We start from the raw sequence: 22,978 nt of genomic DNA, 5'->3' as shown, positions 1-22,978 counted from the left end.
CGGCCTGCGCGATGAACCGCGTTCCGAACCATGAACCGCGAAAAAACGCGGTTCATGGTTCGGAATGCGGTTCATGGTGCTGCAGCAGCTTCAGGAGGAGGAGGCGGGGCCGGCCGCGGTGCGGCCGGCGGCGGCGCGGGCGCGGGCGGTGTCGGCGCGCGGGCCGACGGGCACGGCCTCCGTGGCCAGGGCGAGGCCGGAGGCGGGCATCCCGACGTACATGCTCTCGGCGCGCTCGACGACGAACGTCTCGTGCCAGATGCCGACCGCGCCCGGTGCCTTGCGGGCCCGGCGGTTGAAGGCGCTCCACGCGGGGCGGTGGGCCTGGTCGGCCGAGCCGGCGTAGGCGTAGAGCTTCTCGAGCGAGTCCCAGTACTGCACCAGCACCGGCCCTCGCGAGCCGATCGTGGTGCGCAGGCCGCGGAGCCCCGACTCCTTGTCCCTGAACAGCTCGACGATCATCGGGGTCATGGCGGCGAACACGGGCAGCCACTGGTCGGGCCGCCAGATCTTGTTGACGCTCATGCCGATCAGGAAGACGACGAGCTCGCCCTCGTGCCGGTGGGTCGTCCTGCCGGGGATGACACGGGCCATGATCTCGCTCCTTCGACGCGTCTGCCGCGGGTGGGTGCCCGGAGATTGGATAGTGTTGCTCTCCAGTGCTCCCCCATCTTGGAGAGTGCCGCTATCCAATGTCAAGGGGGCCCCATGCGCATCTCCGAGCTCGCCGACGTGAGCGGCGTCCCGATCGCGACGATCAAGTACTACCTGCGCGAGGGGCTGCTGCCCGAGGGCGAGCGCACCTCGGCCACGCAGGCCCGCTACGGCGACGAGCACGCACGACGGCTGCGACTCGTGCGGGCCCTGGTCGGCCCCGGCGGGCTCAGCGTCGCGCGGGCTCGCGGGGTGCTCGAGTTCCTCGACCTGGAGCACGACTCGGTGGGGGAGGTGCTCGGCGTCGCCCAGCACGCGGTCACGCCCGCCGCGCCCGAGGGAGTCGACCACGCCAGGGCGCGCGGCCTCGTCGAGCGCTGGGGCTGGACCGTCGACCCGGGCGACGGCCCCGTGCTCGCCGCGCTCGAGGTCGCCGTCGACGGGCTCGAGGCCGCCGGCTTCGACCTGCCGCCCGAGCGTCTCGACGGCTACGCGCGGGCCATGCACGACGTCGCGGACGCCGAGATCGCCGGGGTCCCGCTCGAGAGCGTCGACGCCGCCGTGCAGTACGTCGTGCTGGGGACGGTGCTGGTCGAGCCGCTGCTGCTGGCGCTCCGGCGGCTGGCGCAGCAGGACGCGTCGTGGCGGCGCTTCGGCGACCTCGTCGGCGGGTCGCCGGCGCCGACTCCTCCGGTCTAGGGCCCGTGTCCCGTCTTGTCCCGGGCATCGCGTCGCGCCGTGGCACGACGGGACGCCCGGAACAGGACGGGACAGGGGGCGGCGACGCTAGGAGGCGCGGCGCGTGCCCCGCAGGCCGACGAACGAGACGAGCGAGCTGCCGACGAGCAGCACCGCGACCACGACGACGACGCGGTGGAACCCGTCGACCGTGAGCGCGCCTCCGGCGATGACGCCCAGGAACGCGACTGCGACCAGTCCTGCCACCCGCGAGATCGCGTTGTTGACCGCCGACGCGATGCCCGACCGGGCCGGCGAGATGCCCGACAGCACGGCCGAGGTGAGCGGGGCGACCGTCACCGAGAGCCCGAGCCCGAACAGGACGACCCCGGGCACGACCTGCCACCAGACGTCGATCGGGTCGCGCACGAGCAGCATCCAGAGGAACCCGCTCGCCGTGATCAGCGGGCCGATCGTCATGAACAGGCGCGGTCCGTGCGTCGCGGCGAGCGTGCCGAACATCGTCGAGAAGAGCAGGGAGACGATGGTCGTCGGCAGGGTGACGAGGCCGGCGAGGGTTGCGGAGAGGCCGGCGAGCTCCTGCACCACGAGGGGGATGGTCAGCGTGCCGAGGCTGATCGCGGCGTAGAGCCCGACCGTCGCGAGGTTGCCGACGGCGAACTCGCGGGTGCGGAACAGGTCGAGCGGCATCATCGGCTGCGGCGCTCGCCGCTCCCACCAGACGAAGGCGGCGAGCGCGACGACGCCGACGACGAGCGGCACGACGACGAACCAGGCGCCGAAGCCGACGCGCTGGCCCTCGATCAGCGCGAACACCGGGCCCGCGAGGCCGACGGCGGCGAGCACGGCGCCGACGACGTCGACACGGGCGGGCTGGTCGGGTCCGCCCCGGTGCGCGTCGCCGGGCAGGCGCGTCATCAGCAGCAGCGTCAGCACCACCGGCACGACGACCACGGCGAACACCCACCGCCAGCCGAGCGTGTCGACGAGGGCGCCGCCGGCGAGCGGCCCGATCAGGAAAGCGACGCCGGTCCACGCGGTCCACGAGCCGATCGCGCGGCCCTGGGCCGGCCCGGTGAACGTCGACGTGATCAGCGCGAGGCTCGACGGCACGAGCAGCGCCGCGGCCACGCCCTGCAGCGCACGGGCGGCGATGAGCAGGCCGGGGTCGGGGGCCAGCGCCGCGAGCAGGCTCGTCAGTGCGAAGGCGACGAGGCCCGCGCGCAGCACGCGCACCCGCCCGAACGTGTCGCTGAGCGACCCCGCGACGAGCATCAGCGAGCCGAGCGCGAGCAGGTACGCGTCGACGACCCACTGCTGCAGGGTCAGGTCGGCTCCGCTCGCCGGGCCCGCGCCTCCTTCGCCCAGGCCCCGTGCGATCGCCGGCAGCGCGACGGTCACGATCGACCCGTCGAGGAACGCCACGAAGGAGGCGAGCACCGCGACCACGAGGACGATGCGCTGGCCGCGGGCGTCTGTCATCCCCCGAGTCTCCTCCTCGCGGTCAGCTCTCGCGGACGACGTCGTCGGGCGACTTGTCGGGGCGCCAGCCGCGCCACGAGGGCTGGCGGAGGCGACCGGTCGACGTCCATTCCGCGAACGACACCTCGCCGACGCGCGACGGCGTGATCCAGTGCGCGTCGCCGGCGTCGGCGGCGGGCACGTCGACGAGCGGGCTCGTCTTCCGCTCGACCTTCCTGAACTCCGTCAGCAGCTCGTCCAGGTCGCGGTCGCGGAACCCGGTGCCGACCCGCCCGACGTACACGAGCCCGTCGTCGCCGGGCACCCCCATCAGCAGTGAGCCGACACCGGAGGCGCGACGACCGTTCCCGGGACGCCAGCCCGCGATCACCACCTCCTGCGTCGCGTGGTGCTTCAGCTTCATCCAGGCGCGCGAGCGTCGACCGGCGCTGTAGGTCGCGTCGCGGCGCTTCGCGACCACCCCTTCCAGCCGGAGGCGCTGAGAGGTCCGCATCGCCTCCTCCAGGTCGCCGTCGAAGACGGCCGGCACGTCGATCGGGCCCCCGGACGTCACGATCCGCTCGAGCACCTCCCGACGCTCGTCGTACGTCTCCCGCAGCAGCGACCTGCCCTCGGCCTGCAGCACGTCGAAGAGCAGGTAGCGGATCGGCGCTCCCTTCGCGGCCTGCTCGACCTCGCGCGGCTTCGTCAGGCCCATGCGCGTCTGCAGCAGCCCGAAGTCGGGGCGACCGGACTCGTCGACGGCCACGACCTCGCCGTCGAGCACCGCGCCTCCTTCGCTGACGACCTGCTCGGCCAGCACCTGCAGCTCGGGGTAGGCGGGAGTGAGGTCGTGGCCGTTGCGGCTGGTCAGCGTGACGCGGCCGCCCTGGACGACGGCGATCGCGCGGATGCCGTCCCACTTCATCTCGATCGCCCTGTCGTCGTCGACGTCGGCTGCGGTGCCCGCGACGGCGAGCATGGGGGAGACGGGGTCGGGGGCGTCGCCGTCGCTCGCGTCGGAGGACGCGCGCCCGGTGCTCGAACCGCGGTCGGGACCGGATCCCCTGCCCGAGCCGATCACGGTCTTGCCGCGCTTCTTCCGGCCCGAGCCGCCGTCGGCGGCATCGTCCGCCATCCGGTGGATCAGCCAGTTCCGGTCGGCCTTGCCACCGCCGTGGCCGGTGTGGATCAGGGCGACCCGGCGGGTGCCGCGCTGCTCGCCGTGCAGCACCGCGATCACCTCCTTGCCGTCGCGCCACTTCTCGACGTCGTACGTGCCGGAGTCCCAGATCGTGACCTCGCCGGCGCCGTACTCGCCCTTCGCGATCGTGCCCTCGAAGGTGCCGTACTCGAGCGGGTGGTCCTCGGTCATCACCGCGAGGTGGTTCGTGCCGGGGTCGTCCGGCTCGCCCTTGGGCAGGGCCCAGCTGACGAGGACGCCGTCGTGCTCGAGGCGGAAGTCCCAGTGCAGGCGGCTGGCGTGGTGCTCCTGGATGACGAAGCTGCGGCCGTCGCTCGTCGGCGGTGCGGCGGCGGGGACCGGCTCGGCGGTCTTCGACGCGTCGCGCATCGAGCGGTACTTCGCGAGGCGGTCGCGCCCCTCGCGCTTCTCTCCGTCGCCGCCCGTCGCCGTGTCGTCGTCGTGCTCGTGCTCGGGCGACTCGGTGTTGCGCATGTCGTCGCCGAGCTCTCCTGGGGGCACCGGAGTGCCGCTCGACACGTCGGCCAGGGGATCTCCGCGGCGCCTCAGCCGCTCCAGCACCTCGGTGTACTCGAGCTGCCGCAGCTGCTTCGACGCCAGCTCGCGCCAGGTGCGCGGCATCGCGACGGTCGGGCGCTCGCGGCCGCGCAGCGAGTACGGCGCGACCGTCGTCTTGTTGCCGTTGTTCTGCGACCAGTCGAGCAGCACCTTGCCGTGGCGGTCGGCCTTGCCCATCGTGCTCAGCACGAGGTCGGGGTGGTCGGCCTCGACGGCCCGGGCGAGCTCGTGGGCGACGTCGCTCACCTGCGCGCTCGTCTGCTTCCCGTCGAGCCGCGCGTAGAGGTGCACGCCCTTGCTGCCGCTCGTCACCGGCACGAGCTCGAGGCCCATCCCGTCGAGCAGGGGCCGCAGCAGCTGCGCGACCTCGACGCACTCGGCCAGGCCGACGCCCTCGCCCGGGTCGAGGTCGAGCACGAGCCGGTCGGGGTTCCGCTGCGCGCCGCGCGGGCCGAAGCGCCACTGGGGCACGTGCACCTCGAGAGCGGCGACCTGCGCCAGCCAGGTGAGCGTCGCGAGGTCGTTGACCATCGGGTAGACGTTCGCGTGGTCCTTGTGCTCGATCTCGTGCCGGGCGACCCAGTCGGGTGCGGAGTCGGGCAGGTTCTTCTCGAAGAACACCTCGCCGTCGACCCCGTTCACCCAGCGCTTCCGCGTCGCGGGACGCCCCTCGACGTGCGGCAGCATCCACTCCGCGACGGAGGCGTAGTAGCCGAGGACGTCCGCCTTCGTCGTGCCGCTCGCGGGGTACAGCACCTTGTCGAGGTTGGTGAGCTGCAGCGTGTGCCCGCCGACCTGCACGCGCTCGCCGCGTCCCTTGCTGGCCATCCGCCGCCTCCTCGTGTCGTCTGCCTGCCTGCCTGCCTACCCGCCGCCTCCCGCCCGCGCGCTTCGTCGAGGGCGGGTCCGTTGCGTCGAGGGCGGGTAGCGAGCGACCCGCCCTCGGTGCGGGCGACCCGCCCTCGACGGGGTGCAGCTACCTCGATCATGCTCGCGGCGTGTTCTGTGCGGCACACACCGTGTGTGGTGGCGTCCGCGGACTGCGGCGGCCCGCCTCCCCGCCTGGACGGGGGAGCGGGCCGCGAGCGGAGCCGAGGAGGCGCGGTGCCGGTCAGACCGCCGGCATGGCCCCCGCGATCGTGATGGTCGCACCCGAGGTGTAGCTCGACTCAGGGCTCACGAGGTGCACGTAGGCCGCGGCCAGCTCGGCCGGCTGGCCGGGGCGGCCGTACGGCGCCTGGCCGCCGAACTCCGACACGGTCTCGGCGTCGTCCGAGCCGGGCTGCAGCGGCGTCCACACCGGGCCGGGCGAGACCTGGTTGACGCGGATGCCCTTGGGGGCGAGCTGCTGCGCGAGGCCCGCGGTGAAGACGCCGATGGCACCCTTCGTCAGCGCGTAGTCGATCTTGTCGGGGCTCGGCTGCGTGCCCTGCACCGAGCCGGTCGTGACGATCGACGAGCCGGGCTCGAGGTGCGGGATGACCGCCTGCGACAGCCAGAACAGCGAGTAGACGTTGGTCTTGATGGTCGAGTCGATGTCCTCGGTGGTGAGCGTGAGGATGTCGTCGTTGCTCTTCATGCGGCCGGCGACCATGACGAGCGTGTCGAGCCCGCCGAGCTCCTCGACGGCCTTCGCGACGAGGTCCCTGCAGTACTGCTCGTCCGAGATGTCGCCGGGCACCAGGACGACGCGACGGCCCTCGCCCTCGAGCAGATCGCGCACCTCCTCGGCGTCGGCCTGCTCGCTGGGCAGGTAGCTCAGCACGAGGTCGGCGCCCTCGCGGCTGAGGGCGATGGCGGCGGCGCGGCCGATGCCGGAGTCGCCGCCGGTCACGAGGCCGCGGAAGCCGACGAGGCGCTCCTTGCCGACGTAGCTGGTCTCGCCGTGGTCGGGCTTCGGGTCCATCTTCCAGGCCTCGCCCGGCAGCGACTGCTCCTGCTTCGGGAACGGCGGTGCGGGGTACAGGTCGACCGGGTTCTTCTTGTCGTATTGGCTCATGCGCTCCACGGTGCCCGCCTGGCGGGGGACGTGTCCGGGCCTTGTACCCGCACGGCGGTCATTCGGAGCGCATGCGGAGGAACATGACCGTCATGCGATCGATCTGGAAGGGCGCGATCACGTTCGGGCTCGTCAACGTGCCCGTGAAGCTCTACAGCGCCACCGAGGACCACGACGTCTCGCTGCACCAGGTGCACGACGCCGACGGCGGTCGGATCCGGTACCAGCGCAAGTGCGAGATCTGCGGCAAGGTCGTCGACTACGAGCACATCGACAAGGCGTTCGACGACGGCGACCGCACGGTCGTGATCACCGCCGACGACCTGAAGTCGCTCCCTGAGGAGCGCTCGCGCGAGATCGACGTGCTCGAGTTCGTGCCCACCGACCAGCTCGACCCGCTGATGTTCGACCGCAGCTACTTCCTCGAGCCCGACTCGGCGTCGCCGAAGGCCTACGTGCTGCTGCGCCGCACCCTCGAGGAGACCGACCGCACGGCGATCGTGCACTTCTCGCTGCGGCAGAAGACCCGGCTCGCCGCGCTGCGCGTCCGCGGCAACGTGCTCGTGCTGCAGACGCTGCTCTGGGACGACGAGGTCCGTGAGGCGCGGTTCCCCGTGCTGGACGACAAGGTGCGGATCAGCGGCAAGGAGCTCGACATGTCCGGCTCCCTGGTCGAGTCGCTCGGCGACGACTTCGACCCGTCGCAGTTCGGCGACGACTACCAGGAGGAGCTCCGCAAGCTCATCGACGCCAAGCTCGAGCAGGGCGAGTCGCTCGACACGGACGCGACCTTCGGCCGCTCGGGGGACGACGACGACGAGGACGGCGACGGATCGGGCGACGGCGAGGTGATCGACCTGATGGAGGCGCTCCGCCAGTCGGTGGAGCGCAGCCGGTCGGGCGCGAGGAAGGCCCCGGCGAAGAAGCCGGCGGCGAGGAAGGAACCTGCCGCGACGAAGGAACCTGCCGCCAAGAAGCCTGCCGCCAAGAAGCCCGCCGCGAAGGAGCCCGCCGAGAGGAAGACGGCCGCCAAGAAGGAGCCGGCGGCGAAGAAGAAGCCGGCAGCGAAGAAGAAGCCAGCCGCGGAGAAGAAGCCAGCCGCGGAGAAGAAGGCGAGCTGACGGGCCGACCTCGCCGCCGCGACCTCAGTGGTCGCGCAGCATCTCGATCAGGTCGTCCTTCTTGGCGTCGCTGTAGCCGCTGAGCCCAAGCTCCTTCGCGCGGCCGCGCAGGTCGTCGACGGTCCAGTCGTCGTACGAGCCCGACCGGCCGCCCTTCGCCGCGACCTTCTCCTCGCTGTTGCCCTTCTGAGCAGCAGCGTTGGAGATGCGCGCCGACTTCTCCTTCGAGTTGCCCTCGTCGCGCAGGGCCTCGTACATCTCGGGGTTCTTCAGCTGCGGGGGTGCGTCGTCCTTCGGCATGCCCGCGACCGTACTCCCGGGTGGAGGCGCGCGACCGGTCCGCAGGACCGGCGCACGCCCCCGTGCAGGAGAACGCCTAGCGGCCGAACTCCCACTCGACGACCTCGGGCAGGTCCTCGCCGTGCTCGTAGGCGTACTCGCGGGCCTCGACGCGCTTCGCCTCGAACTCGGCGACGAGGTCGGGGTGCGCCTCGGCGAGGCCGGGCACGCGGTGCAGCACGTCGAGCACCAGCCGGTACCGGTCGATGTCGTTGAGCATCGCCATGTCGAAGGGCGTGGTGGTCGTGCCCTTCTCCTGGAAGCCGCGCACGTGGATGCCGTCGTGGTTCGTGCGGCGGTACGTGAGCCGGTGCACGAGCGTCGGGTAGCCGTGGAAGTCGAAGACCACCGGCCGCGACGTCGTGAAGAGCGCGTCGAAGTCGTCGCTCGCGAGGCCGTGCGAGTGCTCGTCGGCGTCCTGCAGGCGCATCAGGTCGACGACGTTGACGACGCGCGTCACGAGGTCCGGGAGGCGCTGGCGCAGGATGTCCGCGGCGGCCACCGTCTCGAGGGTCGGCACGTCTCCCGCACAGGCGAGCACGACGTCGGGGTCGATGCCGTCGGTGGGCGCGCCTTCCGTGCCCGCCCACTCCCAGATGCCCGCGCCGGCGGTGACGTGCGCCTCCGCCTCGGGCAGCGAGAGCCAGGCCGGCGCCTCCTGCTTGCCGGCCACGATCACGTTGACCGTGTCCGTGGTGCGCAGCGCGTGGTCGGCTACGGCGAGCAGCGTGTTCGCGTCGGGCGCGAGGTAGATGCGGACGAGGTGCGCTTGCTTGTTGACGACGACGTCGAGGAACCCCGGGTCCTGGTGCGAGAAGCCGTTGTGGTCTTGGCGCCAGACGTGCGACGACAGCAGGTAGGTGAACGACGAGATCGGCTCGCGCCAGGCGATGTCCGTCGAGCTCTCGAGCCACTTCGCGTGCTGGTTGAACATCGAGTCGACGATGTGCACGAACGCCTCGTAGGTGTTCAGCAGGCCGTGGCGACCGGTGAGCAGGTAGCCCTCCATCAGGCCCTGCAGCAGGTGCTCGCTGAGCACCTCCATCACGCGGCCGCTGTGCGCGACGTGCTCGTCTTCCTCCTCGATGCGGGCCGCCCAGACGCGGTCCGTGACGTCGAAGACGGGGTCGAGGCGGTTCGAGACCGTCTCGTCCGGGCCGAAGAGCCGGAAGGTCGCCGGGTTGTCGCGCACGACGTCCGCGAGCCAGCGGCCGAGCACCCGGGTCGCCTCGGCGGTGGTGCGGCGGTCGTCGCTCGTCTCGACGGCGTGCGACCGGTAGTCGGTCAGCGAGAGCGGACGACGCACCAGCCCGCCGTTCGAGGCGGGGATAGCGCTCATCCGCTTCTCGCCGCGGGGGCGCAGCTCGTCGAGGAAGGCGGCTGGCGCGCCGTTCTCGTCGAACAGGTCGTCGGCGCCGTACGAGCGCATCCAGGCGTCGAGCTGTTCGCGGTGCTCGTCGTTCTCGCGCACACCGCTCAGCGGCACCTGGTGGGCACGCCAGGTGCCCTCGACCTTCTTGCCGTCGACGACCTTCGGGCCCGTCCAGCCCTTGGGGGTGCGCAGGACGATCATCGGCCAGCGCGGGCGCTCCGTGCTCTCGCCCGAGCGCGCCTCCTGCTGGATCTGGTCGATGCGGGCGAAGGCCTCGTCGAGCGCCGCCGCCATCTGGGCGTGCACCACCATCGGGTCCTCGCCGTCGAACCCGCCGGAGACGACGATCGGCTGGTAGCCGTAGCCGCGCATCAGCTCGAGCAGCTCGCCCTCGGGGATGCGCGCGAGGATCGTCGGGTTCGCGATCTTGTAGCCGTTGAGGTTCAGGATCGGCAGCACGGCGCCGTCGTGGACGGCGTCGAGCAGCTTGTTCGCGTGCCAGCTCGTCGCGAGCGGGCCGGTCTCGGCCTCGCCGTCGCCGATCACGCACACGGCGACCAGGTCGGGGTCGTCGAGCACGGCCCCGTAGGCGTGGCTGAGCGAGTAGCCGAGCTCGCCGCCCTCGTTGATGGAGCCGGGTGTCTCGGGCGCCGCGTGCGACGGGATGCCGCCCGGGAACGAGAACTGCCGGAACAGCTCCTGCATGCCGTCTCGGTCGAGGGGCACCTGCGGGAACAGCTCCGAGTAGGTGCGCTCCAGCCAGGTGTTCGCGACCATCGCGGGGCCGCCGTGGCCGGGGCCGCAGACGTAGAGCAGGTCGCGGTCGTCGCGGCGGATCACGCGGTTGAGGTGCGCGTAGACGAGGCTCAGCGCCGGCGACGTGCCCCAGTGGCCGAGCAGGCGGGGCTTGATGTCGTCCCGCGCGATCGGGCGGTCGAGCATCGGGTTGTCCCGCAGGTAGATCTGCCCGACGGTCAGGTAGTTGGCCGCACGCCACCAGGCGTCGACGAGCCGGAGCTCGTCCGGCGTCGCGGGCACGGCAGGGGCGGCGGGCGAGGAGGCGGCAGCGGCGGTCATCAGTTCTCCTGGCGGTCGTTCGCGTCGTCGTCGTCGTCGCGTCGGTCGTCCGGCTGGACGCCGAGCTCGGTGCGCATCTCGTCGACGGTGATGGCGGCGTTGACGAGGGCGAGGTGGCTGAGGCCCTGCGGCATGTTGCCGAGGAACTGCCCGTCGTCGGCGCTGATCATCTCGGTGAAGAGCCCGACGTCGTTCGACTGCACGACGAGCTCGTCCATCAGCTCGACGGCCTCGTCGATGCGGCCGACGCAGGCGAGGGCCGAGGCCAGCCAGAAGGCGCAGGCCACGAAGGTGCCCTCCTCGGCGTCGACCCCGCTGTAGCGGAAGACGAGCGGGCCGGCGCCGAGCTCGGCACGGATGGAGTCGATGGTGCGGGACATCCGCTCGCCGCGGTCGAAGCCGCTCGGGGCGTGCAGCAGCACCGAGGCGTCCAGGGCGTCGCTGTCGGGGTGCATCAGGTAGGCGCCGCGCTCCTCCGACCAGCCGTGCTCGTCGATCCACTCGACGATGAGGTCGCGGTTCTTCCCCCAGTGCTCGAGGTCGTCGTCGGTGGGGTGCAGCTGACCGATCTCGGCCAGGCCGAGCGCCGCGTCGATCGCCTGCCAGCAGCCCATCTTGCTGCTCACGTAGTGCTGCTCGTCGCCGAGCTCCCAGATGCCGCTGTCCTTCTCCTGCCAGCGACGGCACGCGTCGTCGGCGAAGCCGGTCAGCAGATCTTGCGTGGAGGCGTCGAGCATGTTGCCGCCGTGGGCGTACTGGCTCATCACCGCGATGATGTCGGCGAAGACGCCGAGCTGCAGCTGGCCGCCGGCGGGGTTGCCGGCGTAGACGGGCCCGATGCCCCGCCAGCCCTCGGACTCCGTCTCGCGGGTGCCGCCGGGGACGCTCCCGTCGAGCTCGAGGAAGATGTGCATCTCGTGGCCGTTGGCCTTGAGCGCCGAGAGCAGCCACGACACTGCCGCGTGCGGTTCTTCGCGCAGCCCGAAGCGCAGCAGCGCGTTGACCGTGTAGGCGAGATCGCGGACCCAGGCGAAGCGGTAGTCCCAGTTCTTCTTGCCGGTGAAGTTCTCGGGCAGGGCGGTGGTCGCCGCGGCCGCGATGGCGCCGGTGGGGCTGTAGATGAGCAGCTTCAGGGCGAGTGCGCTGCGGTGCACGGCGTCGGCCCAGGGGCCGTCCCAGCTGAACTCGGTCGACCAGCCCTCCCAGTTCTCGATGGTGCGGTCGATGCCCTGGTCGACCACGTGGGGGTCGGGCAGGTGAAGCGGCTCGTCCTCGGTGCCGCAGAGGCAGAGCAACGACCGCGAGCCCGGCGAGGTCGTGAACGCCCCCCGGAACTCGAGCGGCCCCTCCGCGTCGCCGTCGCCCGGCTCGGTGGGGTCGGTTCGGCCGTGCTCGAAGCCGACCAGCGCGAGGTTGATGTCCGCCGCGCGGAGCACGGGCCCGTGCACGGTGTCGACCCGGACGACCGGGTGCGTGCCGAAGGCGTTGCCGGGCACGACCGCCCAGCGCATCTCGACCGAGCCCTCGAGGCCGTCGACGCGGCGCGCGAGCTCGCCCCACGGCAGCCGGCCGGCCACGCCGGTCACGAGCGCGTCGGTGACCTCGACGGTGCCGGCGGAGGTGCGGAACCGCGTGCGCAGCACGTTCGTGCCGGGCACGTACGCGCGCTGGACCTCGAAGTCGTCGTCGACCGGGCGCAGCTCGACGCGGCCCCCGTCGGCGGAGTCGACGATGCCGGAGAAGACAGGGTCGCTCGGCATCGACGGGAACGGCAGCCAGTCGATCTGGCCGTCCCGCGCGATCAGGGCGACGGTGCGGCCGTCGCCGATCGCGCCGTACGAGCGCAGGGCGACGTAGCCGTCCTCCCTGGGGTCGGGAGCCGACCAGGCGTCGTCGTGGAAGTCGTCGGTGTCGTCGGGGGCGCTCTGCAGGGTGTCGGTCACGGTGTCTACGGTGCTCTCCCGCGCCTCCTCGTGCTCGCCCCTGCCAGCGGTCTGTGCGGAACGCGCCCCGTCCGTACCCCTGGGGAGGAGGCGACGGCCAGGCCGGACGCGTAGACGGGACGGATGACCGAGAGCACCACGCCCCGCCCCCGCCTGTTCCTCGACGCCAGGGCCACCCTCGGCGAGAGCCCCGTCTGGGACGTCGACGCACAGGAGCTCCTCTGGACCGACATCCCGCCCGGGCTGCTGCACCGCACCTCGGCCGACGGCCTGCGTGACCGGTCGCTGCCGGTCGACCCGCCCCTGCCGAGCTTCCAGCGCCGACACGGCGGGGGGCTCGTCGCCGCCCTCGAGGACCAGGTCGTGCTCACCGACGACGACGGCGGGTCGCTGCAGGTGATGGCCACGGTCGAGCTCGCCAAGGAGGGCATGCGCCTCAACGAGGGCAAGTGCGACCCGTTCGGCGCGTTCGTGGTCGGCGCCACCGACCCCGACGGCGCCCCGGTCGCCGGCCTCTGGAGGGTCGGCCCGACGGGCGACGTCACGCTGCTGCGCGACGACTTCACGACCACCAACGGCTTCGAGTGGAACGACGACGGGTTGGAGATCTACCTCACCGACACCGAGCGCGAGACGATCTACCGTGCGTCGTGGGACGCGGACGGCGAGCTCGGCGAGCTCGTCCCCTTCTCGTCGGGAGGCTCGCACGACGGCCTCGCCCGCGACGAGCGCGGCGAGTTCTGGGGCGCGATCTACGGCGAGAGCGTCGTGGTGCACCTCGACCGCGACGGCGACGTCGTCGAGCGCGTCGAGTTCCCCGTGCCGAACCTGACGGGCATCGGGTTCGGCGGCGCCGACCTCCGCACCCTCTTCGTGCTGTCGGCCCGTGAGGGGCTCGACGACGACCAGCTCGCCGAGCACCCCCTCAGCGGCGGCGTGTTCGTGCTCGACCTCGATCGCGCAGGCCGGGCGCCGTTCCTGTTCGGCCCGCGGGCCTGAGACCGCAGGCCACTCCACGTCGAAGGGCCCCGAGGAGGCGCGGTGCGCGTCCCCGGGGCCCTTCGAGCAGACCTCGTCCCGGCTCAGATCCGCCCGACGAGCCCGTCGCGCGAGACGGCCGTGCCCTCGGCGACGACGGCCCGGGCGGCGTCGCGCGCCTCCTCGACGTTCCAGAGCAGCACGCCGGCCACCGCACCGTCCGACAGGTAGTAGGCCACGGCCGAGCCGTCGCCCTTGTCGTCGACGACGGTCTCGAGCGACGCGTCGAGCGTGCCGACCGCCTCGTACGAGATGTCGAAGACCTTCGAGTAGTAGTACGGCGTGTGGCCGTACGTCTCGTCGGACCCGGCCATGACGCGCCCGACGAGCGCCCCCTGCTCCTTGGCGTTGTCGACGTGCTCGACGCGGCGACGGCCGAGGATGCGGTCGGGGTAGGAGGCGACGTCGCCGGCGGCGAAGACCTGCGGGTCCGAGGTGCGCAGCGAGGCGTCCACGACGATGCCGTCCGACACATCGAGGCCGGCGGCCTCGGCCAGCTCGGTCGACGGCGTGATGCCGAGGCCGACGGCCACGGCGTCGGCCTCGAGCGACGAGCCGTCGTCGAGCACGACCTGCACCCCGGCGTCGGAGGCCGAGCCGCTCTCGACGCGACGGCCCTTGACGAGCGTGACGCCCGCCTCCTCGAAGGCCGCCTCGAAACGCGTGGCGATCTCGGCCGGGAAGACCGAGCCGCCGAGCACGTCGTCGGGCGTGACGAGGGTCACGCGGGTGTCGTTCTGCACGAGGGCCGCGGCGAGCTCGGTGCCGATGTAGCTGCCGCCGACGACGACCGCGCGGCGGCCCTCGCCCGAGAGCTCGCGCAGCCGCCGGTAGTCGGCCGCGGTGCGGAAGTGCACGACACGGTCGTCCTCGGGCAGGTCGAGCCGGGTCGGCGTGCCGCCGGTCGCCAGCAGGAGGCGCCCCCACGACACGGTTCGTCCGTCATCGGTCGTCACGGTGCGGGCCTCGCGGTCGACGGCGGTGACCGAGGTGCGCAGGCGGATCTCGGCTCCCGACGCCTCGCGGGTGCCCAGGTCGTTGTCAGCCTCGCTGTAGTCGGGGTCGATCCAGAGCTTCTTCGAGAGGGCGGGGCGCGTGTAGGGCTCGTCGACGTCGTCGCTGACGATCAGGACGGTCGCCTCGGGGGCCGTCTCGTGGATCGCCTTCGCCGCGGCGTCCGCGGTCATGCCCCCGCCCACGACGACGTGGTCGAAGGCCTCGGGAGCGGTGCCGGTGGGTGTGCTGCTGGTGGTGCTGCTCGTGTCCGTCATGGTGTTGCCTCCAGGTCGTGGGAAGGGCACCGCACCGGAGGTCGCGTAGGGGATCTCCGGGGCGGTGCCCAGTCGGTGGTGCCCGCAGGAGCGGGCGGCGGGTCGCTAGTTCGCGACGGCTCCGACGCGGTCCTGGCCCTCGGCCATCGCGTCCTCGTCACGTCCGCGCGTGTCCGACGACGCGGCGTCCTTCTCGGGGTGGCGGTTCTCGGCACCGGTCATCCAGGCGAGCTGCTCGAGGCGCTCGAGGATGCTGTGCAGCACGTCGGCCGTCGTGGGGTCCTCGTCGTCGACGTCGTCGTGCACCGTGCGCATGGTGTCGACGACGGCGTACATGCGGTCGACGATCAAGTCGACGACCGCGGTGGTCTCGACCGGGCCGGCGGGGAACTGCACGAGGCTGGTCTCGTTCGCGACGGTGTTGGAGCGGCCGTCGGGCACGAGGTAGACGGCGCGCATGCGCTCGGCGATCTCGTCGCTGAACTCGCGGGCCGCGTCGACGATCTCGTCGAGCTGCAGGTGCAGGTCGCGGAAGTTGCTGCCGAGCAGGTTCCAGTGGGCCTGCTTGCCCTGGAGGTGGAGCTCGATGAGGTCGACGAGGACCTTCTGCATGGACTCGCGCAGGGCGGGGGATCCTTGGAACACGGGGACTCCTTCAGTCGTGGGGGCGTGCGGCCGTCGAGCCGCTGCGTCGCACCGGTCAGGGTGCGTCGTGGACGGTAGTCCCGTCCCGCCGGGTGCTGTTCCAGGTTCCGGGGGACACCCGGCGGAGGAGGCGCGGCGTCGGCATGTGACGCCGGCCTCTGTGTCGAAACGGGTGGCGTGGTATCTTCTCGACACGACCGACCGGTCGCGGTACGACGGGCACCGGCGCCCGTCCGGCTCTGAGGGGGGCACATGAGCAAGGGATCGCAGGGCTTCGAGTCCGTCGAGGTGACGCGGCTGCGCCGCGAGATCGAGAGCGCCTGGGGCGCGTTCGACGACATCGACCAGATGGAGTGGGACCACCGAGTCCTCGTCGTCCGCTACGTGATCGGTGCGCTGCCCGACGCGGCCAGTGCCGCAGCCCGTGCCGGGCACGCCCGGCTGGCGCTCCGCCTCCTCGACGACGCCGCCCGGTTCCCGCCGCCGTGGGCGTCGATCTGCACCGGCTGGGAGCGGGCGCTCGGTGCGTCCCGCGCCGCGGTCGAGTTCCGTGACGCCCCCGTCTGGGTCGACGACGAGCCCGTCGGCACGACCTCTCCTGCCTCCGCGGGCGCCGCCACGGCGCACAGGGTCGCCTGAGCACCTCGGCCTAGCGTCAGGGGCATGACCTCCGCACCGTCCAGGGGCCGCGGGCGACGCCGCGTCGGCCTCCGGCGCTTCGCCGCGACCGTGGTGACCGACTACGCGTTCGTCTGGCGGGTCCACCTCGTGCCGCGGTCGGGGCGGGTCGTGCCTGCCCGGTGGCGGCACGGCGATCGCGCCCCCGTGCTGCTGCTGCCCGGTGTCTACGAGACCTGGCGGCACCTCCGGCTGGTCGGCGAGCGCCTGTCCGACCTCGGGCACCCGGTGGTCGTCGTGCCGGGCATGCGCCACAACCGCCAGCCGATCCCGGAGACCGCGGAGGCGGCCCAGCGGATCCTCGACGCGCACGACCTGCGCGGCGTCGTCGTCGTCGCCCACAGCAAGGGCGGCCTGGTCGGCAAGTCGATGATGGTCGGCACCGACGTCGACGGGCGCATCGACCGGATGGTCGCCGTCAACAGCCCGTTCTCGGGCACGCGCTGGTCGCGGGTGCTGCCGAACCCGGCGCTGCGGGCGTTCTCGCCGAGCGACGCCGCCCTGCTGCAGCTCGCCGAGCAGCTCGAGGCGAACGAGCGGATCACCTCGATGGCGTCCCGCTTCGACGCGCACGTCACCGAGGGCAGCGTGCTGCCGGGAGCCGTCAACGTCACGTTCCCCGTCGACGGCCACTTCCGGCCCCTCGGGAACCCGGAGTGCGTCGACATGATCGTCGCGGCCGTCGAGGGCGGCGACGTCAGCTCAGACGATGTCAGCTCTGGCGACGTCAGCTCTGGCGAGGTCGACCCTGGCGACGTCGACCCTGGCGACGTCAGCGCAGGGCGCTCAGCGCCCTGACCGTCTCCCGAGGCCGTTCGACGTGTGCGAAGTGCCCGCAGCCGACGAGCACGGTCGTCCGCGCCTCCGGCAGCAGGTCGCGCAGCCGCACCAGGTCGTCGGGCTGCGCGAACGCGTCCTCCGCGCCGGCGACGACCGCCACCGGACAGCTGATCCGGGCCCACGCACCCGTGTCGTAGCCGACGCCCGACGCGACGGCGGCGACGAACGCCCGCGGCCGGATCTCGGCGACGAATTCCTCGAGCACCGACCGCGGCACCCGGCGCACGTGCCGGAACACAGGAGCCGAGAGGGCGCGCAGCAGCCCGATGCGTGCGGCCCCGGCGAGCAGGGGGCCGGAGGCGCGGGGCAGCACCCGGAACACGACCCGCAGCAGGACGAGCGCCGGCACCGTCCGCAGCCCCCGCCACGGCCGCGACGCAGCCTCGAGCGCCGAGAACGTCGTGGGGGAGACGAGCCCGAGCGACCGGACACGCTCGGGCGACTGCGCGGCGACGTGCAGCGCGACGAGGGCGCCGAGCGAGTGGCCGACGAGGTCGAAGCGGTCGAGCCCACAGGCGTCGGCCACGGCGTGCACGACCCGCGACGCCGCGTGCACGTCGAGGGCGACGGCCGGAGCCGGGCTGGCGCCCCAGCCGGGCAGGTCGATCAGCACGAGCGGGCCGGCCAGGGCGGACGCGTCGTCGCCGGCCTCGCGGACGGCACGGCGCAGCGGCAGCCACGTCGTCCACGAGCCGGCCGCCCCGTGCAGCATCACCGTCGCGGAGGCGCGGGCCGCGTCGCCCGCCGGGCCCGCGTCGTCGAGCACGGCCGACCTGTGCAGCACCACCCGGCCGTCGGCGGTCTCGACGACGTCCTCGACCAGGTCGCGCGCCTCCTCGGGGTCGAGCCCGAAGGGTGCGTAGGAGTCGCCAGGGACCGACCGTGCACCCGGGGCCGCCCCCGTGCCGCCGCTCACTCGTCGATGATCTCTTCGCGCACCCGACGGATGTCCTCGAGCAGCGACCCGATCAGCACCCAGTGCTCGGGGTCGGGCCTGAGCACCCGCACCGGGGCGGTGAGGGCGAGGGCCTCGGGCTCGGCGTCGTCGAGCGGCCGCTCGCCGGGGAGCGGGGGCTCGCCGCGCAGTCGCCGGTCGTCGGGCGAGGACCCCGAGGCGTCGGGCGCCGGGGAGCCGGGCGCCGAGGAGCCGCGGGCCGAGGAGCCGCGGGCCGAGGAGGCGGTGCCCGAGCCGGCCTCCGCCTCGCGGCCCCGTAGCCTCAGGTCGTGTGCCGCCCGGTGCAGCTCCTCGGCGATCTGCCCCACGGCCGGGTCGTCCACGAGCTCGACGTCGTAGTTGTCGTGCACCGAGCGCGCCATGCCGACGGCGCGGTGCACGAGCGCCGTCAGCCGGACGAGCAGCGCGGCGTCGGCCTCGAGCACGGTGCGCTGCCGGCTCGCGCGGGGGTTGAGCATGAGGCTCTCCTCGCCGGCGGCGACCGCGGCGGCGGCCTTCGACTGGAGGTCGCGCAGGCCCCTGGCCTGCACCAGCACGGCGCCGAGGCGCTCGCGGTCGCTCGGCGTCGACAGCACGGCCCCGAGCTCGTCCAGCACGGCGGCGAGATCGCGGGTCAGGCGCCCGACGGCCAGGTGGGCCGGCGCGAGCAGCACGGGCGGCACGACGAGGGCGTTGATCGCCAGTGCGACCACGGCCCCGATGATCGTCTCGAGCACCCGGTCGAGGGCGTAGTCGGGGGTCTGCGCCCCGATGGCGAGCACGAGCATCGCCGAGATCGGCACCTGGTTCGCGCTGCTCGGGGTGAGTCGCAGAGCCCACGAGACGAGCAGGCTGACGACGACGATGCCGAGCACGATCCAGGTGGAGGCGCCGAACAGCTGACCTGCCGCGAACGCGATGAGCACGCCGGCGACCACGCCGACGCTGCGCTCGAGGCCGCGCACGAGCGACTGGTTGACGCTCGGCAGGACGACCAGCAGGGCGGCGATCGCGGCGAAGATCGGCAGCGGCTGCTGCAGCAGCGCGACGGAGGCGAACCAGGCGACGACGACCGCGGCAGAGGTCTTGACGACCTGGAGCAGAGGGGTGCGCCGCGTCTGACGAATGCGCGAGACGAGGTGCACGCCTCCGAGGATACCGTCGCGCGCGCATCACGATCGGGTAACCGTGCCGCGCCGTGGGCGCTCGAGGGGGCCCCCTCACCGGTTTACTGGACGCGTGTGGCCGAACTCAGCAGAGGTGCTCCCCGCGGCGTTCGCCGGCTCGGGGCTCACCGTCGTCGCCTTCCGGCCCCACTCGGTCGAGCCCTCCGGGCACGGGTTCCTCTACGGCTACGAGGTCGACACGGTCGACGAGGCGGGCGCCTCCGACACGGTCCTGACCTTCATCGACACGGACGTGTCGACCGCCGACGCGACGAGCGTCCTCACCACCGACCCGTCGACGGGCCAGCAGCTCGCCGTGTGGGCCTACCCGGCCGACCCGCTCCTCCCCGCGCTCGCCGGAGTGACCTACCCCGACCGCGTCACCGAGTCCCTGGCCGCGCTCGGCATCGTGGTCACCGCCCCGACGCTCAGCGTCGCGGCCTACCGGCCGGGAAAGCGGGCGGTGATCCGGCTCGACTCGGCCGAGGCCACGGTGTTCCTCAAGGTCATCCGGCCCGACCGCGTCGCGCCGATCGTCGCCCAGCACGAGGCGTTCCGCGCACGGGGGCTGCCGGTGCCCCGGGTGCTCGCGTCACGTCCCGACGGGCTGCTCGTGCTCGAGCTGGTCCCCGGCGTGCCGGCCGGGCAGCGCGTGGCCGAGCTCGCCGACGAGCCACGTTTCGTGCAGCAGATCGTCGACCTCGGCCGTCTCGTCGCGGGCGTGCACATCACGAACCGGGCCCAGTCGGACGCCCTGGACCACGCGGACTGGCACCGAGGCACCCTCTCCACGGCCCTGCCAGGGCGCGCGCCAGAGATCCAGGCCCTCTACGGCGAGATCGAGCGTCGACGAGCGACCTGGACGGGCGACGCCCTCGCCGTCATCCACGGCGACCTGCACCTCGAGCAGCTCTTCGTCGACCCCGAGCGGCCGTGGCACGTCACCGGCCTGCTCGACATCGACACCGCGGGGCTCGGCCACCCCGCGCGCGACGCCGCGGCCCTCGTCGCCCACCTCGTCGTCACGGGGCAGTGGCACCGCGGCAACGGCGACGAGGCCGAGGCCCGCGCCTGCGAGCGTCTCGCGGACGAGCTCTCCCGCACCTGGGCGCGTGCGGCTCCTGGGCTCGCCGACCGGCTGGCCCCGGCGGTCGCGGCCCAGCTGCTCGCCCACGCGGGGGGCCAGGCGACGCTCGGCACGGACACCGGGCGGCGCAAGGCCGAGCAGCTGCTGGGTGCCGCCGCGGGCGCACTCGGCGGCTGGCCGGCGCCCGACTCGCCCGTCGTTCCGGACGCCGCAGGCGACACGACGGCGCCCGGTGGCGTGTCGGGTGCGTGAGCGCGTAAACTAGCGCGCAGCATCGTCCGTGTCGTCATCTGGCACAGATGGTCCGACCCGGCCGGAGGCGGCGACGGAGTCCCTTCGTCCGTGCCTCTCCGCCGTCCGATCCGAGATCGTCCGGCCGTGTCCCGTCTCGCCCCGGTGTCCGCACCGCGGCGGCTCGTCGCGTCGTCACCGGCGCTGGGCACGACACACCCGGCAGGGCAGGCGCCGGCAAGGCAGACGAGCGGCCGGGGCCCAGCCCGGTGCCGCAGCGTCGCACCGCAGCACCACCCGTCGTCGCTCGACGACACAGCACCGTCGACCGTCGCGTCGACCACGAGGAGGAGCCTTGGCTCGACCAGGCCAGCGTCAGCAGGGCGGCACCCGCACCGCCCCCCAGAAGCACCGCCGCCGCGAGGTGGACAACGACGGGCTCATCCCCGTCCTCGCCCGCGCCGTGCGCGAGGTGGAGGCCGCCGCCCAGCGCGGGCAGGTGAAGCCGTCCAGCCGCACGAAGTTCCAGGTCATCGCCCTGCTGATGCGCGAGGAGCGCGCCAGGGTCAAGGTCGACAAGGCGATCAGCGACTCCGAGCGCGCCGAGCAGATGAAGCGGCTCGACGGCGTCGCTCAGATCCTCGCGAAGACGGCCGCTCGCGACACCTCCCTCATCGCGCTGCTCGGCGAGGACGCCGTCGTCTCCGAGAGCGCCAGGGCCCTCAAGCGCGACATGCAGATGTCCGCCGGCATGGAGCTCGCTCCCGAGGAGCAGGTCGTCGTGCGCGAGGCCGCGCCCGTCGCCCCTGTGTCCGAGCGCCAGGTCGTGCCGCAGTCGGTCGTCTCGCGCCAGCTCGCGAACCCGTTCCTGCCGCCGGACTTCTCGCTCGCCGAGGTCGCCCGCGAGGTGCACCCTGTGCGCCTCGCCAACTGGGAGCTGTTCGGCCCGCTCTTCAAGTCGTTCGAGTACGGCGCCGGCGGCGGGTCCGCCTGCATGCCCCTGCCCGAGCCGACCACCGTCGACGCCCCGGCCGGCGCGACGCTGATGCACCACCAGGCACAGCTCGTCGAGTCGGCGCGCCAGGGCCACCGCACCTACCTGCTCGCCGACGAGCCGGGCCTCGGCAAGACGGCCCAGTCGCTGCTCGCCGCCCAGGCAGCAGGCGCGTACCCGCTGCTCGTCGTCGTGCCGAACGTCGTCAAGACGAACTGGGCGCGCGAGGTGCAGCTCTGGACGCCGACCCGCACCGCCACGGTGATCCACGGCGACGGCGACACCCTCGACGCCTTCGCGGACGTCGTGATCGTCAACTACGAGGTGCTCGACCGGCACGTCGGCTGGCTCGGCGACCTCGGCTTCAAGGGCATGATCGTCGACGAGGCGCACTTCATCAAGAACAAGGAGTCGCAGCGGTCCCGGCACGTGCTGCAGCTGTCGGAGCGCATCCGCTCGCGCACGGCGCACCCGCTGCTGATGGCGCTCACCGGCACGCCGCTGATCAACGACATCGAAGATTTCCGTGCGATCTGGGAGTTCCTCGGCTGGATCGGCGACAAGAAGCCCGCCGCCGAGCTCATGGAGCAGCTCGAGGAGGCGGGCCTCACGCCGGCCGATCCCGGCTTCTTCTCGTCCGCCCGCGAGATCGTCATCGACCTCGGCATCGTCCGACGGCGCAAGGTAGACGTCGCCGCCGACATCCCGGCCCGCCGCATCGCCGACCTCCCCGTCGAGCTCGACGACGAGGCCGGCCGCTCGATCCGCGAGGCCGAGCGCGAGCTGGCCCGCCGACTCGTGTCCCGGTACCGGTCAGCGCTCGCGGCCCGCACCTCCGGGGTCCGGGTCGAGGGGATCGACCACGACCTGGTGCGCCAGGTCGCCAAGTGGGAGCTCGAGGACACGACGACCGCCAAGAACGGCGAGAACGTGTTCAGCATGGTGCGCCGCATCGGCCAGGCCAAGGCCGGGCTGGCCGCGGACTACACCGCGCAGCTCGCCCGCAACGTCGGCAAGGTCGTCTTCTTCGCCAAGCACATCGACGTGATGGACACGGCCGAGCAGACCTTCGCGAAGCGGGGCATCAAGTACGCCTCGATCCGTGGCGACCAGACGCCGGCCGTTCGCCAGCGCCAGATCGACGCGTTCGTGAACGACCCCGAGGTCGAGGTCGTCGTCTGCTCGCTCACCGCGGCCGGCGTCGGGCTCAACCTGCAGGTCGCCTCGAACGTCGTGCTCGCCGAGCTCTCGTGGACGGACGCCGAGCAGACGCAGGCGATCGACCGCGTGCACCGCATCGGCCAGGAAGAACCCGTCACCGCCTGGCGCGTCATCGCCGCCCAGACGATCGACACGAAGATCGCCGAGCTGATCGACAGCAAGGCTGGCCTCGCGGCGCGCGCCCTCGACGGCGACGACAGCGAGGTGGTCGACTCGGGCGACATCCAGCTCAGCGCGCTGGTCGCCCTGCTGACGGACGCCCTCTCCGACTAGCTCGGGCCGCGCCGTTCCCGGCTCACTGCATCGGCCGGGGCGGCGGGCGAGTTCGTCGGTCCCGGGCCGTCGTGACAGCCCGGACGCGACGAACTCGCCCGCCGTGGAGGGACGCCTCCCAGGAGGCGGGAGTTGGGTCGGGAGATCACCACACGCACGCACCCGAAGGAGCA

At 72.7% G+C, this 22,978-nt stretch carries 18 protein-coding genes; 7 read left to right on the top strand and 11 right to left on the bottom strand.

All coding sequences use genetic code 11. The features are described 5' to 3' along the window. Window positions 1-90: 90 nt before the first annotated feature. On the bottom strand, window positions 91-594 hold the full coding sequence (locus JOE35_RS11485) for a DUF4188 domain-containing protein (protein WP_209561183.1): 504 nt from the start codon (window positions 592-594) through the stop codon (window positions 91-93). A gap of 114 nt (window positions 595-708) precedes the next feature. Here JOE35_RS11485 and JOE35_RS11480 point away from each other — a divergent pair, with 114 nt between their 5' ends. Then, on the top strand, window positions 709-1,353 hold the full coding sequence (locus tag JOE35_RS11480; RefSeq protein ID WP_209561182.1) for a MerR family transcriptional regulator: 645 nt from the start codon (window positions 709-711) through the stop codon (window positions 1,351-1,353). A gap of 87 nt (window positions 1,354-1,440) precedes the next feature. On the opposite strand, the gene JOE35_RS11475 is transcribed toward JOE35_RS11480, so the two are convergent. From JOE35_RS11475 to JOE35_RS11465, 3 genes are all read right to left on the bottom strand, one after another. Next, window positions 1,441-2,835: an MFS transporter gene (locus JOE35_RS11475; RefSeq protein WP_209561181.1), complete on the bottom strand. Its 1,395-nt coding sequence runs from the start codon at window positions 2,833-2,835 to the stop codon at window positions 1,441-1,443. A gap of 22 nt (window positions 2,836-2,857) precedes the next feature. Continuing rightward, entirely contained in the window at window positions 2,858-5,404 is a 2,547-nt protein-coding gene (locus tag JOE35_RS11470; RefSeq protein ID WP_209561180.1) for an ATP-dependent DNA ligase, read from the bottom strand. A 283-nt stretch (window positions 5,405-5,687) separates the two neighbouring features. Then, entirely contained in the window at window positions 5,688-6,575 is an 888-nt protein-coding gene (locus JOE35_RS11465; protein ID WP_209561179.1) for an SDR family oxidoreductase, read from the bottom strand. Between the two features lie 92 nt (window positions 6,576-6,667). On the opposite strand from JOE35_RS11465, the gene JOE35_RS11460 reads away from it, so the two are divergent. Beyond that, window positions 6,668-7,696 carry a Ku protein gene (locus JOE35_RS11460; protein WP_209562029.1) on the top strand — a complete coding sequence of 343 codons (1,029 nt, stop codon included), beginning with the start codon at window positions 6,668-6,670 and terminating at the stop codon, window positions 7,694-7,696. Between the two features lie 24 nt (window positions 7,697-7,720). On the opposite strand, the gene JOE35_RS11455 is transcribed toward JOE35_RS11460, so the two are convergent. The 3 genes from JOE35_RS11455 to JOE35_RS11445 all read right to left on the bottom strand — a co-directional run bounded on the left by JOE35_RS11455 (window position 7,721) and on the right by JOE35_RS11445 (window position 12,427). Continuing rightward, entirely contained in the window at window positions 7,721-7,996 is a 276-nt protein-coding gene (locus tag JOE35_RS11455; protein WP_209561178.1) for a Rho termination factor N-terminal domain-containing protein, read from the bottom strand. Window positions 7,997-8,072: 76 nt separating this feature from the next. Beyond that, window positions 8,073-10,484 (bottom strand): phosphoketolase, encoded by a 2,412-nt coding sequence (locus JOE35_RS11450; RefSeq protein ID WP_209561177.1) that lies wholly within the window; start codon window positions 10,482-10,484, stop codon window positions 8,073-8,075. Beyond that, window positions 10,484-12,427: a glycoside hydrolase family 15 protein gene (locus tag JOE35_RS11445; RefSeq protein WP_307803055.1), complete on the bottom strand. Its 1,944-nt coding sequence runs from the start codon at window positions 12,425-12,427 to the stop codon at window positions 10,484-10,486. The genes JOE35_RS11450 and JOE35_RS11445 overlap by 1 nt, the downstream gene beginning before the upstream one ends. A 123-nt stretch (window positions 12,428-12,550) precedes the next feature. Between JOE35_RS11445 and JOE35_RS11440 the strand changes: the two genes are divergently transcribed. Continuing rightward, a complete protein-coding gene (locus tag JOE35_RS11440; RefSeq protein ID WP_209561176.1) occupies window positions 12,551-13,426 on the top strand; it encodes an SMP-30/gluconolactonase/LRE family protein in 876 nt (291 codons plus the stop codon). An 83-nt stretch (window positions 13,427-13,509) separates the two neighbouring features. Here the strand turns inward: JOE35_RS11440 and JOE35_RS11435 are convergent, their stop codons facing one another. Together JOE35_RS11435 and JOE35_RS11430 are read right to left on the bottom strand one after the other, a co-directional pair. Next, the gene (locus tag JOE35_RS11435; protein WP_209561175.1) at window positions 13,510-14,736 is read right to left on the bottom strand and encodes an NAD(P)/FAD-dependent oxidoreductase; all 1,227 of its coding nucleotides are present in this window, start codon (window positions 14,734-14,736) and stop codon (window positions 13,510-13,512) included. A gap of 105 nt (window positions 14,737-14,841) precedes the next feature. Next, window positions 14,842-15,348, bottom strand: coding sequence for a Dps family protein (locus JOE35_RS11430; RefSeq protein ID WP_209562027.1), 507 nt, complete (start codon window positions 15,346-15,348; stop codon window positions 14,842-14,844). Between the two features lie 285 nt (window positions 15,349-15,633). On the opposite strand from JOE35_RS11430, the gene JOE35_RS11425 reads away from it, so the two are divergent. Further along, window positions 15,634-16,020, top strand: coding sequence for a hypothetical protein (locus tag JOE35_RS11425; protein ID WP_209561174.1), 387 nt, complete (start codon window positions 15,634-15,636; stop codon window positions 16,018-16,020). A 24-nt stretch (window positions 16,021-16,044) separates the two neighbouring features. After that, complete coding sequence (locus tag JOE35_RS11420; RefSeq protein WP_209561173.1) at window positions 16,045-16,857, top strand: triacylglycerol lipase; 813 nt, start codon at window positions 16,045-16,047, stop codon at window positions 16,855-16,857. Here the strand turns inward: JOE35_RS11420 and JOE35_RS11415 are convergent. Then, window positions 16,832-17,815: an alpha/beta fold hydrolase gene (locus JOE35_RS11415; RefSeq protein ID WP_209561172.1), complete on the bottom strand. Its 984-nt coding sequence runs from the start codon at window positions 17,813-17,815 to the stop codon at window positions 16,832-16,834. The genes JOE35_RS11420 and JOE35_RS11415 overlap by 26 nt on opposite strands. Then, window positions 17,812-18,978: an aromatic acid exporter family protein gene (locus JOE35_RS11410; protein ID WP_209561171.1), complete on the bottom strand. Its 1,167-nt coding sequence runs from the start codon at window positions 18,976-18,978 to the stop codon at window positions 17,812-17,814. The genes JOE35_RS11415 and JOE35_RS11410 overlap by 4 nt, the downstream gene beginning before the upstream one ends. A 94-nt stretch (window positions 18,979-19,072) precedes the next feature. Here JOE35_RS11410 and JOE35_RS11405 point away from each other — a divergent pair, with 94 nt between their 5' ends. Together JOE35_RS11405 and JOE35_RS11400 are read left to right on the top strand one after the other, a co-directional pair. After that, window positions 19,073-20,338, top strand: coding sequence for an aminoglycoside phosphotransferase family protein (locus JOE35_RS11405; protein ID WP_209561170.1), 1,266 nt, complete (start codon window positions 19,073-19,075; stop codon window positions 20,336-20,338). Window positions 20,339-20,672: 334 nt separating this feature from the next. After that, the gene (locus JOE35_RS11400; RefSeq protein WP_209561169.1) at window positions 20,673-22,805 is read left to right on the top strand and encodes a DEAD/DEAH box helicase; all 2,133 of its coding nucleotides are present in this window, start codon (window positions 20,673-20,675) and stop codon (window positions 22,803-22,805) included. Window positions 22,806-22,978: the final 173 nt, after the last annotated feature.

It is taken from the genome of Frigoribacterium sp. PvP032 (genome assembly GCF_017833035.1).
Lineage (GTDB): Bacteria > Actinomycetota > Actinomycetes > Actinomycetales > Microbacteriaceae > Frigoribacterium.
This window is presented reverse-complemented; position numbering and strand designations above follow the sequence as displayed.